Origin of the sequence: Alcanivorax sp. NBRC 101098, assembly GCF_001010505.1 — a bacterium.
Taxonomy (GTDB): Bacteria; Pseudomonadota; Gammaproteobacteria; order Pseudomonadales; family Alcanivoracaceae; genus Alcanivorax; species Alcanivorax borkumensis.
In genome coordinates this window covers 935,702-948,693 of record NZ_AP014613.1, presented here as the reverse complement: position 1 = coordinate 948,693, position 12,992 = coordinate 935,702, and the positions used below count along the sequence as shown (strand labels likewise).

General features: G+C 53.0%; 13 protein-coding genes. 8 read left to right on the top strand and 5 right to left on the bottom strand.

Translation table 11 applies throughout. The annotated features are described in order from the left end of the window. Positions 1-205 precede the first annotated feature (205 nt). Entirely contained in the window at positions 206-733 is a 528-nt protein-coding gene (gene fabA / locus AS19_RS04415) for a 3-hydroxyacyl-[acyl-carrier-protein] dehydratase FabA (RefSeq protein ID WP_011588119.1), read from the top strand. Positions 734-742: 9 nt separating this feature from the next. Beyond that, positions 743-1,957, top strand: a complete 1,215-nt coding sequence (gene fabB, locus AS19_RS04410) for a beta-ketoacyl-ACP synthase I (RefSeq protein WP_011588118.1) — start codon at positions 743-745, stop codon at positions 1,955-1,957. Positions 1,958-2,462: 505 nt separating this feature from the next. On the opposite strand, the gene AS19_RS04405 is transcribed toward fabB, so the two are convergent. Beyond that, positions 2,463-4,250 carry an acyl-CoA dehydrogenase gene (locus AS19_RS04405; protein ID WP_046961735.1) on the bottom strand — a complete coding sequence of 596 codons (1,788 nt, stop codon included), beginning with the start codon at positions 4,248-4,250 and terminating at the stop codon, positions 2,463-2,465. 92 nt (positions 4,251-4,342) lie between these two features. On the opposite strand from AS19_RS04405, the gene AS19_RS04400 reads away from it, so the two are divergent. From AS19_RS04400 to AS19_RS04390, 3 genes are all read left to right on the top strand, one after another. After that, positions 4,343-5,335, top strand: coding sequence for a GlxA family transcriptional regulator (locus AS19_RS04400; RefSeq protein WP_046961734.1), 993 nt, complete (start codon positions 4,343-4,345; stop codon positions 5,333-5,335). A 171-nt stretch (positions 5,336-5,506) separates the two neighbouring features. After that, positions 5,507-6,196, top strand: coding sequence for a response regulator transcription factor (locus tag AS19_RS04395; RefSeq protein ID WP_197017562.1), 690 nt, complete (start codon positions 5,507-5,509; stop codon positions 6,194-6,196). A gap of 66 nt (positions 6,197-6,262) precedes the next feature. After that, positions 6,263-7,129, top strand: a complete 867-nt coding sequence (locus AS19_RS04390) for a GAF domain-containing protein (protein ID WP_101235022.1) — start codon at positions 6,263-6,265, stop codon at positions 7,127-7,129. 30 nt (positions 7,130-7,159) lie between these two features. Here AS19_RS04390 and AS19_RS04385 read toward each other — a convergent pair whose 3' ends face one another. The 4 genes from AS19_RS04385 to AS19_RS04370 are packed head-to-tail and all read right to left on the bottom strand — an operon-like array spanning position 7,160 to position 10,784. Beyond that, positions 7,160-8,419 carry a HAMP domain-containing sensor histidine kinase gene (locus AS19_RS04385; protein ID WP_011588113.1) on the bottom strand — a complete coding sequence of 420 codons (1,260 nt, stop codon included), beginning with the start codon at positions 8,417-8,419 and terminating at the stop codon, positions 7,160-7,162. A gap of 49 nt (positions 8,420-8,468) precedes the next feature. Further along, a complete protein-coding gene (locus tag AS19_RS04380) occupies positions 8,469-9,485 on the bottom strand; it encodes a cyclopropane-fatty-acyl-phospholipid synthase family protein (protein ID WP_011588112.1) in 1,017 nt (338 codons plus the stop codon). Continuing rightward, complete coding sequence (locus tag AS19_RS04375) at positions 9,482-10,255, bottom strand: DUF1295 domain-containing protein (RefSeq protein WP_011588111.1); 774 nt, start codon at positions 10,253-10,255, stop codon at positions 9,482-9,484. The genes AS19_RS04380 and AS19_RS04375 overlap by 4 nt, the downstream gene beginning before the upstream one ends. Then, on the bottom strand, positions 10,248-10,784 hold the full coding sequence (locus AS19_RS04370) for a DUF2878 domain-containing protein (protein WP_011588110.1): 537 nt from the start codon (positions 10,782-10,784) through the stop codon (positions 10,248-10,250). The genes AS19_RS04375 and AS19_RS04370 overlap by 8 nt, the downstream gene beginning before the upstream one ends. Before the next feature lie 138 nt (positions 10,785-10,922). Between AS19_RS04370 and AS19_RS04365 the strand changes: the two genes are divergently transcribed. The 3 genes from AS19_RS04365 (at position 10,923) to AS19_RS04355 (ending at position 12,944) form a co-directional block, all read left to right on the top strand. Next, positions 10,923-11,492, top strand: a complete 570-nt coding sequence (locus AS19_RS04365; RefSeq protein ID WP_035460783.1) for a nuclear transport factor 2 family protein — start codon at positions 10,923-10,925, stop codon at positions 11,490-11,492. Beyond that, the gene (locus tag AS19_RS04360) at positions 11,474-11,998 is read left to right on the top strand and encodes a chalcone isomerase family protein (protein ID WP_035460785.1); all 525 of its coding nucleotides are present in this window, start codon (positions 11,474-11,476) and stop codon (positions 11,996-11,998) included. Before AS19_RS04365 ends, AS19_RS04360 begins: the two co-directional genes overlap by 19 nt. An 88-nt stretch (positions 11,999-12,086) precedes the next feature. Next, complete coding sequence (locus tag AS19_RS04355) at positions 12,087-12,944, top strand: GGDEF domain-containing protein (RefSeq protein WP_011588107.1); 858 nt, start codon at positions 12,087-12,089, stop codon at positions 12,942-12,944. Positions 12,945-12,992: the final 48 nt, after the last annotated feature.

The following is a 12,992-nucleotide window of genomic DNA, read 5'->3' as shown; positions in this document are numbered from 1 at the left end:
ACCGCCGTGGTCACGCTCCGTTCATCGGTCATTTTCGGTAAAACGACGCCAAGACATATTTTGAGACGGTTGCTATTCGTATGCTTTCACTTTGCTTTGCTACTATCAGCTAGAACATAACAGTGTGTCACCGCGCTGAAGATAAAACGTCACGAATAATCCATATACTCAAAATGCGTCGCCCTGGCCTGCATGGAGTAAGACTTTGAGCACTACGACAACACAAAAATCTTCTTATACACGCGAGGATCTCCTCGCCTGCGCGCACGGGGAACTCTTTGGCCCCAATAATGCGCGATTGCCTTTACCCAACATGCTGATGATGGACCGTATCACCCATATCAGCGACCAGGGGGGCAAATACGGCAAAGGTGAAATCATCGCCGAACTCGATATCCACCCAGATCTCTGGTTCTTTGATTGCCATTTTGAAAGCGACCCGGTGATGCCCGGTTGCTTGGGCTTGGATGCTACCTGGCAGCTGCTCGGGTTTTTCCTGGGCTGGGTAGGCAACCCAGGCCGGGGCCGTGCACTGGGCGTAGGTAACGTGAAGTTTTCCGGCCAGGTTTTGCCTACAGCCAAAAAGCTGACTTATCGAATCGACCTGAAACGGGTCATTTCCCGCAAGCTGGTTCTGGGCTTGGCGGATGCCACCGTATCTGTGGACGGAAAAGACATCTATCAGGCCGACGATCTGAAAGTTGGCTTGTTCACTTCTACCGATGGTTTTTAGGAGCGATTCATGCGCCGCGTAGTAATCACAGGGATGGGCATAGTTTCCTGTCTAGGCAACGACGCTGACAGCGTCACTCGTTCATTGCGAGAAGGCCGTTCCGGTATCCGCTTTAAAGAGCAATATCAGGAAATCGGCATGCGCAGCCAAATAGCGGGCACTCCCGACATCCAGCTTGATGATTTTATCGACCGTAAACCACGCCGCTTCATGGGTGATGCGGCCGCCTATGCCTACGTGGCCATGCAGAATGCGATTACTGACTCCGGGCTCAGCGACGAGCAGGTCAGCAATGAACGCACCGGCCTGATCGCCGGCTCCGGTGGCCATTCCTCCTTTAACCAGGTGGAAGCCGCCGACATCGCCCGCAACCGCGGCGTAAAGCGGGTTGGTCCTTACATGGTACCGCGGGTGATGGCATCAACCGTCTCAGCATGCCTAGCCACACCGTTTAAGATCAAAGGGGTGAACTACTCCATCGCTTCTGCCTGTGCGACCAGTGCCCACTGTATTGGCAATGCCGTAGAGCAGATTCAACTGGGCAAACAAGACGTGGTATTTGCCGGCGGTGGTGAAGAAGAACACTGGACCTTGAGCTGCTTATTCGATGCTATGGGGGCCCTATCCAGCAAGTACAACGACACCCCCGAACAGGCGTCACGGGCGTACGATGCCACCCGTGATGGCTTCGTGATCGCCGGCGGCGGCGGCATGGTGGTAGTGGAAGAGCTGGAACACGCCAAGGCCCGTGGCGCGACCATTTATGCGGAAGTGTTAGGCTACGGCGCCACCAGCGATGGCCACGACATGGTGGCCCCCAACGGCGAAGGCGCGGCACGTTGTATGCGTCAGGCGCTAGCCACGGTGGATGGCTCCATTGATTACATCAACGCCCACGGCACCAGCACACCCGTGGGAGACGTGGCCGAGCTGAAAGCTATCCGCGAAGTGTTTGCAGATCAGTGCCCCTCAATTGGTTCCACCAAGAGCCTGTCCGGCCACAGCCTGGGCGCAGCCGGGGTTCAGGAAGCAATCTACTGCATGCTGATGATGCAGAACGACTTCACCGCCGTCAGTGCCAATATTCAAACATTGGATGAACAAGCCGAAGGCATGCCAGTACTCGTGAAAGGCAAAGATAGCGGCCCCACCACCGTACTGAGCAACAGCTTTGGTTTCGGTGGCACCAATGCCAGCCTGGTGTTGCGCAAATGGCAGGACTAAGCTCAACCCTGTGCAGTAATGGCTGACAGCGCCAAAAGCGTTTTCTAGCCCTCACCAAAAAAGCCCGGCACTTACCGTAGCCGGGCTTTTTTGTGGAGCCAGAAAAACCGATTTCATCTCTCTACCAGGCTAAACGCTTGTGCGCCCACGGAAAGCGCATAGTTGGATTCATCCATGTCATGCCCCCCTAGTCACCGAATAGAAATCAGTACGACCATCACGGCCACAAGCAGCATCGTAGCGACACGATAAGGAGAGGACGTTTTGCTTTAGCAGCAAACATCTCGCATCGGCCATTGAGCAGAACACACAAAATCAGCCACCCTAGCACTGAGCCGAAATAACGGGTGTTTGTACGCTAACTCGCGCCCCCCCTAAAAAGCCCCTTAACGTGGGTTCAAAAAGCTAGCAGAGCGTCTTTTGCCAATGACAGATTTAAAGCGTGATAACGATAAGCGCACTCGGTTAATCCAACCTGCATAGCCCGATCGAAATCGAGGCAAGATTAGAACCAGCTGGGATCCATGTCTGCAAAAGTGTCGTCGCCATTAATCAACTGTTGTGCATCCCACTTTACCCGCGGCAATTCCCATCTGAAGAAGTAACGGGCGGCCTGCAATTTCCCTTTGGCAAAGGCTGCATCATCAGGATTCGTCAACAAGGCTGCCGCATTGGCCTGTCGCAACCACATCCACGCTGCCACCACCTGGCCAAGCAACTGCAGGTACGCGTTAGCGTTAGACAAGGCAATACGAGCACCTGCACTGGCCATTTGGTTGCCCACCGCCTGAGTCGCTTTTTCAATCAAGGGGAGCATGGCCTGCAACGCACCTGCCATGGGCTTACAGTTCTCATTAGCGGTGGCCAGCACATCGGCCATGATACGGCTGGCCAGCAGCACTAGGCCTTTGCCATTGTTTACCCACACTTTGCGGCCCAACAAATCTAGCCCCTGCACGCCAGTGGTGCCTTCGTGGATCGGGTTAAGGCGATTATCACGCCACACTTGCTCCACCGGATACTCACGGGTGTAACCCGCACCACCAAAAACCTGAATGGCCATGTCATTGGCTCTTACACCAAACTCAGAAGGCCAGGTTTTCAAAACCGGGGTCAGCAGATCAAGGAGCAGCTCAGCCTCTTTTGACGTCGTCTCGTTCCCGGTTTCAATATCGTCAACCAGGCGGTAGCCATACAAGCTCATTGCAATGGCGGCTTCTGCATAGGCTTTCTGGGTGAGCAGCAGCCGCTTCACATCGGCATGCTCAATGAGCGGCACCTGCGGCTTGGAAAAATCGGCGTCGTCAGGGTGGCGGCCCTGTCGCCGGTCACGGGCATAATCCAGCGCAAACCGATAACCACGATAACCAAGCAAACCCGCGCCGAACCCGACACCGAGCCGCGCTTCATTCATCATCTGGAACATATAACGCAGGCCTTGATGGGCTTCACCCACCAAATAACCATGGCAATCATCAGCGTCGCCGAAGCTCAAGGCCGTGCTCGTGGTGCCACGGTAACCCAACTTGTGGATCAGACCCGCCAAAATCACATCATTGCGGACATCCGGGTGGCCGTTATTATCAAGTCGATATTTCGGCACCACAAACAGAGAAATACCTTTAACGCCGACCGGGCCACCGGGAATTTTCGCCAACACCAAGTGGACAATATTATCCGCCAGCTCATTCTCGCCACCAGAAATAAAAATCTTGCTGCCCTTGATCCGATAACTGCCGTTATCCTGTGGAACCGCACGGGTGCGTATATCTGTGAGAGAAGAACCAGCATGGGGCTCCGTCAGCGCCATGGTGCCGGTGAAACGGCCCGCCATCATCGGTTCTAGGAAGCGGGCTTTTAGCGTGTCATTGCCAAAGTTGCGAATCACATTGGCTGCTGCCGCCGTCAGGAAGACATAACCGGTAGAACTGGGATTCACGCACATGAACATGCCTTTACAAGCCGCGGCGGTAATTTCAGGCAGCTGCATACCGCCCTCTTCATAGCGGGCTCGCGATGAAAGAAAACCGGCGCGGATATAAGCATCAAACGCTTCTTTGACCTCGGGCCGCATCACCACTTTGCCATCCACAAAGGCCGGCTCCTCTTTATCAGACAGAGCGTTGTGGGTTGCGAACTTTTCCCGCGCCAGTTTCTCGGCAGTATCCAGTGCCGCTTCGATGGTCTCACGGCTGTGATCTTCAAAGCGCGGGCGGGCAAACAGGCTATCGGTATCCTGCACCTCAAAAAGCTGAAAGCTCAAATCACGGCGGTCAAGAATCACATCACTCACAATAGCCTCCCGTTATTTTGGATAACAGATTGCCATCGTTATGTTGCCTCTGGCATTGTCGCCTATGACTAATTCATGGCGGAAAACGACAGATGTTTACGGTAGCGGTATTAGCTTTTGACGGCGTCTTTGCCTCAGCCCTGACCGGAGTGGTGGATTTACTCAATTTGACCGGAGTGACCTGGAATCGAATCCACGGTCAACCCCTGAGCCGGCAATTTAAAGTACACGTGGTGTCTCGTGGCGGCACCCCGGTGTGTTGTACCAACGGCATACGCATGGCGGTGGATTGCTCTCTGGAGCAAATAGATCAAGCCGATCTGGTGGTGGTGCCCACCATTGGCGGCCAGATCGAAACCGTGTTGTCACAAGAAAAGGACACGCTGTCCTGGTTACGCTTTCTGCATCAGGGCGGCGCAGATCTGGCCAGCAACTGTACCGGCGCCTTCCTGTTAGCAGAAGCCGGATTATTAGACGGCAAAACGGCTACCACCCACTGGGGATTTAGCCAAGAATTTCGCCACCGCTATCCACAAGTCAACCTAACCGAACGGGAGCTTATTACCCGCCACGACAATATTTTTTGTGCCGGTGGCGGCACCGCCTGGCGAGACCTAACCATTTTGTTGGTTGAACGCTTTTGCGGTGCAGACATGGCCCGCGAACTGGCGCGAGCCTTTGTCATCGATGTACGCAACGACCTGCAAAGCATCTACGCAGGCTTGCCTGCCCATACCTACCATCAAGACGACCAAGTACAAGCTATTCAGGCCTGGATCCATGAGCACTTCAAGGAAAACACCAGTCTTGGAGAGCTGGCAGAGAGGGCGTGCCTAAGTCCGCGCCAGTTGCAACGGCGATTCACCACCACGCTAGGCGAGCCACCTTTGCAGTATCTGCAACGAGTTCGCATTGAAGCCGCTCGAAAAATGCTGGAGCGGGGCAGCAATAATCTGGCCAAACTAGCCGAGCGCGTGGGTTACCAGGATGTAAGCAGTTTTTCACGCCTCTTCAAACGTCACACCGGCTTATCACCCAGTCATTACCGGCAGCGCTTCGCTCGCACGGGTGCGCTGAATGACTAACACTCAATGAATAATATTGAGCCTGTTGAGCCGTTGATCGTTTGTGGATTGCGCTAAGGAAGGAAAGCGCTGAAAGTGGAATGATTCAGGCACGTGAAGGCAATTGACGGAACCTTGACGGGCGAGCAGTGAGGATACTCACAGACACACAAGGAGAGTCCTGTGAATAATCTGTCCATTTTGCTGGTAGAAGATCATCGCCAGCTGGCCCAAACCGTATTGGAATACCTAGAGCAACAAGGCGCCACTGTGGACTACGCCGGTAACACTCGCCTGGCCCGGGAACTGGTCCAGGAGCATCATTACGACTTGATGCTTCTAGATGTGATGCTTCCCGGCGAAGACGGCTACAGTTTCTGCCAGTACTTGCGCGAAGAACTGGCACTGGATATGCCCGTTATATTTATGACTGCCCGAGACCAACTGGAAGACAAACTAGAAGGGTTTGATCGTGGCGGAGACGACTACATCGTCAAGCCTTTTGCTTTACCGGAACTGGTTGCCCGGGTCTCTGCATTGATACGTCGACAGCGCAAAGAAGTGACCGCCAACACTCTGCAGATTGCCGATCTGGAGCTGGACCCGGCTCGCCAGGAAGTTCGCCGTGGCGGGCAACGGCTAAAACTCTCCCCCACCGCCTTCCGCATCTTGCGTATATTAATGCGTGAATCGCCCAAGGTAGTAAGCCGAGAACAACTGGAGCATGAGCTTTGGGGCGACTTGGTGCCCGATTCAGATGCCCTGCGCAGCCATCTGTATAATCTGCGCAAAGCCGTGGACAAACCCTTCGACGAGGCCCTGCTGAATACCCTGCCTGGAGTCGGTTTCAGCATCCAGGAAATGACCGAAATCGCACCGTGATCCAAGGGCACTTGCACTTTGATGGGTTAGGGGCTGAAAATGGGCAAAAAGTAATTTTGCCCATTTATGCCCATCGACAGCAACAGCACCAATAAAGCGTTAACCAGTTACTCTTCCTGCCCAGAGTTACTGGATGCTCACCTTGACGAACTACAAAAACGTTTTGGTATGGCCCTGTGGATGATCACCCGCCACCACAATGAAGAACTAACGGTACTGCGAACCCGGGATACTTATTACGGCTTGACCCAAGGCAGCCGCCTGCAATGGGCAAAAAACTATGGGGCCCGAATGCTGCAACAGGGCGCCCCCTGCATTACCGCCAACGCCCCGGCCACTCCGCTGTATAATCAGGCACCGATCAAAGATGAGCTGACAATCGGCGCCTATATTGGCTTGCCTCTGGTCGACCTAAAACACCAGCTTTTTGGCACCCTTTACGCACTGGATCCCACCCCCCAGAACCCAGCCTTGGAACAAGCCCTGCCCACTCTTCAGCATGAAGCACGGCTTATCAGCTTCTTACTAGCCCATGCCCTGCGTGACATCGAGCAACAGCGCATCAATATTTTCCTGGAACACCCAGATCGTTGCGTTGATACAGGCTTACCCAGCCAGCAGGGCTGGGCAGACATCATCACTCAGGAACAACAGCACTGTCGGGATTTTGGCATGGAATCGTCGGTGCTTGCTTTACAAGCACCCCAGGGTAGCAACAGCATAACGATCGCCGACTCTCTCGCGGCCCTGTTACGCGAGCAGGACAGCATTGCGCATCTGGGCAACAACCATTTCGGGATTCTTCTCGCTGACGCAGATTCCAACAAAGCGGAAAACACTATTCATCGCATTCGTGATGCGTTAAACGCCAAACAACTACTGGTCCGGATTGAACAGCGCCCCCTAAACAGAGCCCAGGAAATGGCGATATAAGAATGCGCTCCGCAGAGAAGAAATATACATTTAGAATTGCACTCTGACTTCCGTGCCTTTACCGGGTTCACTAGCTACCATCAACGACCAGCGATAGCGTTCGCACAGGCGCTGCACAATCGCCAACCCCAACCCATGGCCGCTTTCGATGCTCGTACCACGCTCAAAAGGTTGCATGATGCGCGATAATTCTTCCGCATCCATGCCCGCACCATAATCCACAACCTGCACCGCTTGCTCCATTACCACGATGGTGACATCACCCGATCCACTGTAGTTGATGGCATTGCGAACCAGGTTTGTCAGCACAATGGTCAACGCAGCTTCCGGGCAATTCACACTCAACAGTGCAGTCTGCCGGACCTGTAATCGAATGTGCTTGCGTTCGGCCAACGGGCTAAGGCGTTCGATCAAATTCACCGACAGATCATTAACAATCACGTCTTCACTTTGCTGGCTATGCTGCTCGGTACGAGCCAGCATCAGCAATGTCTCCAACGTCGCCTCCATATCATCAACCGTGTCATCCATACGCCGTATCAGTGGCCGATCCCCAATCTGAATCACCAGCAATTCCAGGTTGGCTCGAAACACGGCCAGTGGCGTACGTAACTCATGGCTGGCATCACGGGTAAACTGGCGCTCACGCTCTACAAACGACACTAACCGATTGGCATAACCATCCAAAGCGGTAACCAGCACAGCCACTTCACTGCCGGCGTCCGCCGCTATTTCGCTTAGATCAGGGCGAGCCACGCTTGGGTCGTTTACCGGAGTCTGTCGCAACGCATCAGAAAGCTGCACCAGTGGAGAGAGTAAATCGCGGGATTTTTTCCAACCGAGAAACGAGGTGATATAGATCACCAACAGCACCCCCGTCAGTGGTAAAATCCCGAACATGAATGCCAGCACTGACAAGCGCTTTTCATCAAAGATTAAATAAAGCCGGGCGTCATCGCGATGCTCGATATAAACAATAGGCCGTTCTCCGGCTAGATCCACACGTTGATAGCCATCAGGTAGATCCATGAGTACCTTCGGCACGGCATCATGCACCGCGTCACTGGTCAGCAAACCGAATAAGTGGCGGGTATTGGGCCGTGGTTGCGTTGAATTTGCCTCAAACAAAGACCAATAATGATCGGCCTCCTTGATTAGGGCCTGTTTGACCAACACATGCTCAATGATATTGGCCGTCGCCCATACACCCAGCACGGTGGCCAGACTGATCAGCAATAACTGAACCAGATAGACACGGGTTATACGATGCTGGACGCCGGTTTTTTTCATGCATAACTCATCATCAAAACGTTACATCAATGGCCGCAATATCGCCGGCTCAACTGACAACAGCTTTACTGAAACGGTAGTGTGCAACAAACCACTCTTGTCCCTCACCATAGTTAAACAACTCAGCACACGCCATGAAAAATATACGCCAACGCTGCAACCAGACTTTACCTTTCCCCTCGCCATAAACTTCATCCAGCAGGAGAATCAACTGTTCACGCTTTTCATCCGCCAACACCAACCAGGCCTCCAGCGTTCGTGCATAGTGCGTCCCATTCACCGCCCAACGCTGTTCCTCCTCAAGGTTCCCCGCGCACTGCGGCAGCCAATCATAGGCAGGCATCATTCCACCGGTGAAAAAATACTTAGCCATCCAGTCCTTGCTGCCTTCCGTCTCAAACAGGTACGTCAGATCATGATGGCAGAACACATGGATGAATAATTTCCCCCCCGGCTTCAACCAATCGTGAATACGTAACATCAAGGTTTTGTGATTTCGCATATGTTCGAACATTTCTACCGAAACCACCCTGTCATAGGGCTTGGAAGGCTGATACTGGGAAGCATCGACGGTAATCACGTCCACATTATCCAATCCGCGCTCAGCAGCGCGCCCTAAAATAAAGGCTCGCTGGGATGACGAATTGGAAATCGCTGTAATCCGACTATTGGGATACTGTTTAGCCATCCACAGTGTCAATGACCCCCACCCACAACCCATTTCCAGCACATCTTGACCATCTAACAAATCAGCTCGCTCACAGGTCATGGCCAACATCGCCCGTTCAGCATCGTCCAAGCAACTCGATGAACTAGGCCAATAGCCGCTGGAGTACTTCAAATGTGAGCCCAATACCTGCTCATAAAACCGAGCATCTACTTCATAATGCTGCTCATTGGCTTCATCTTGGCCCACCGCCACTGGCCCCTGCTGGAGAGCCGCTTCAAAGGTCTGACGGTTATCGCGCTGTTTTTCCTGCTGCAGCCGCTGTCTCAACAGACGACGAATACCCAAACGCACCAGCCCATCGGGTAACAGGCCAGATTCAGCCATTTGAATCATCATGATTTAGGTCTCCAAGGAAAGAACGCACTCGTGGTGCGCTGGTAGTCACGGTAATTATCACCGCGGGATTTCAGCGCCTGTTTTTCGGTATACGGAATGCCGGTGACAAACCACAGAAACACAAACATGGCCAACGGCAACAACCATAGCCATTCGCCGTGCAGCGCGCCGATGGCAATCACCGGGTAACTAACCCAGTGCAACCACTCGCCAAAATAGTTGGGGTGGCGGCTATACCGCCATAGTCCTTCACGACAGGTTTTGCCTTTGCTGTCCGGGCGCTTCTTAAACCTTGCTAACTGTTTATCTGCCAGAGACTCCAGAGCAATCGCAAACAAACCCATCCCCCCCCCGAGAAGAACCAGAGGCGTGGTGAAAAAGTCTTGCTCGGCCACCACCCAAAACGTCAGTGCAAAACACCAGGCCAGCAGCGCTTGGCCCCAATAAAAAAACAGAAAAACCGGCTGGGCCTTGCCTCCTAACGCCTCTCGCATAGCGGCATAACGTCCATCTTCTGATGTTTCCTGACTGACTCTTTGGAAAATATGACCGCCAAGGCGCAGCGACCACACCAATAAAAGACTGCCTGCAATCACACGGGGAAGCAGCGCGCCGCTACCTGTCAGCAAAAAGCTCATTCCGACAATACCCACGGACCAAGCCCAAAACACATCGACCCAACCGGCATTTTGAGTGCGCAGCTGTTGCAGCCACAACACCGTAGCCACCATCAGCAGAACAATAAGTAACAGGTAATGAATATTAAGCATTCTCTTTTCCCCGCATTGTCATCGTGGCAACTTGTGCCAATATTGGTACCGCTATGGCCCAACCAATAGCGTAAATAACCGCCAGCAATACCCAACCCTGTGGGGCACTCGCAGCCCCCAAACGCATACCCATAGTGACGGAAAAAACGCCTCCCACCGCACCAAATAAAGCAGCGAGAGCGGGGCGGCCACACAACCAGCCAAGGCTGTAACGAAAACTCACAGCAAACCCCATCCACAAAGCCCAAACCCAATGCGGAGCCCACCAACGATGCGGCCAATTCCTATATTCCAACACATCAGTCAATAGCCACAACGGCTCCATCACGACACATAGAGCCGCCCCTGCCACTACCAACACCCCATCGTTACGCCATCGACCGGTCAGTGCGACTTGCGTAATCAGCATGGCCAGCAACACACACCAAGCGAGCATGGCCCAACCCAGAGACGCGCCCAAAACGGCTGCTGGCCAGAGCAACTGGAAGGCAAGAAAATTCACAATGACAACATTAGCGGGCAGATTCATGGGTTGAGCTTGCGGCAGGCCTCGTCAAAGCCCCGTGAATCGTTATCCACATTCTTTACCCGGCTGGCCATACCTGCGTTGAAGTCTATTTTTCGAGGCTTCACACCCGATTCACTGCTTATTCGCCAGAGTGATCCGATGAATTCTTCCTTGAGATTACCCATTTCGTTATTGATGGCTGTGCTACTGAATGCGTGTAGCAGTACTGTCAAAGGCCCCTACGGGTACACAAACCAGTATCAGCAAGCACTCGCATCATCAGAAGCACAAGCCAGCCCCCCACCTGATAGCAGCGTAATAAATCGTTTTGCCGCTTTTTATAACCCACTGAACGCGACGCTGATTCCAGAACAAATCGACTCAATCTATGCCGACCCGGTGTATTTCAATGACACTCTAGTGACCCTGACAGCCCGAGACGAACTAGCCGCCCACTTACAGGCCACAGCAGAGGGCCTTAACAGCATGTCGTTGACGATTACCAAGGTTATCAATGACGGCAGCGATCTTTACTTACGCTGGGTAATGGACGCACGTTTTACGATGCTTGGAAGCGAACGGCTATCGCGCACGATAGGGATCAGTCAATTACGCTTTAATGCACAGGGACAAGTCATTTTTCAACAGGACTTCTGGGATAGCAGCCAAGGAGTTGATCAGCACTTACCCTTGATAGGACCAATAACACGATGGTTAAGAAAACACTGATAAGTCGAGCGGTACTGCTATTCGTTACTGCGATATTCACTGCCCCTGGCTACACCAGCGAGAACAACCAGCCTTGGCAGGTGTGTGCCCGTAGCGATGTAAAAGCACTGCGTTTCATTACGGTAGGAGAGGCCACTCTGTCACGGCACAAGTGCCAAACCAGCAACCTACAAAACCCTCCCATGCGGCTAAGCTTCCGCTACTTTCGTGAAGTGCCCGGTGATGCCTTCGCTAAGGCTGCACTCAATTTCCTGGAAAAAAATCTCAGCAAAGCTGACTTCGAACGCTATAAAGCGCGATTCAAACAATTCAACAACCATTATCAGGACATTGGTGACGGTGATGTCTATACCCTAACCTATCGCCCCAACAGCCTGACACTGGCACTTAACAACACCCTGCTGGCCACAGAAACCGGGGATGATTTTGCCCGCAACTATTTACGCATTTGGTTTGGTGAAACGCCTTATTCACGACCACTAAAAGAAAACCTACTACAGCGTTGATGCTCACTCGCTAACGGTTGCACGCCATGCGGGCAACCGTGATACTGACAAAGCATAATAATCAACACGTTGGGGGGGACCATCGAGCATGGGTAAGCTTTTTCATGTGGTAGCGACGACCGCCAAGCTAATCCGTAATAGCGACCGCCGCTCAGCGCTAAAAGGCACCGTCTTCATCACTCTCATTTCCATCTTGGTGTCCCTGGTGCTGACCAGCATTGGCATCATGCTGGTCGGTGAACGCGATTGGTTGTCGCCACTGGTTCTTGCCGTCTTACTACCCTTATTACTGGTTGCCCCACCGCTCTATCTATTCAGCTGCCGACTGGTCGCGCTAGACCGATATAACCACCAACTTCAACAACTGGCGCGAGAGGATCACCTCACCGGCTTGTTCAATCGCCCCCACCTGCTTGGCATGCTTGAACGGGAACTGGCGCTTAGCCAACGGCACAGTTACACCGTCTCCATCCTGCTTATCGAAATTGCGGATTTCACCCAGCTACTGGACCGTTACGGGCGCCATACTGGAGAAAAAGCCCTTCGCTTATTTGCAGACTGCATTCGGGAGAAAATCCGCGAGAGTGATCTATTTGGACGCTTTGATGGCGCTCAATTTCTTTTGGTGCTTCCCCACACCAATTTCGACGATGCCGCGCGCATGGGGGAAGGGTTAAAAACCTTGGCCAGCAATCTCGAGCTTTCCAGCCTAGGAGCGGCACCGCAGCCAGAAGAATCGGTTATCGTCTCAGCCCGTATCGGAGTCGCAAGCACTGAAAATAGCGGCCGCAGCCTTAACCCCCTGCTTAACGAAGCAGATTATGCGCTCTACCAGAACCGCAACGAAGGGCGTGAAAAAGTACTCCAACCCCCCTCATACAAAGACATCGCTGATGTAACACCTCAACAGGCCAAACAGGCTAATATTAAGGACCCACAAAAATAAAACTTTTAATGCTTTAACATTACAACGTTACAAAAAAACGCCTTCCTG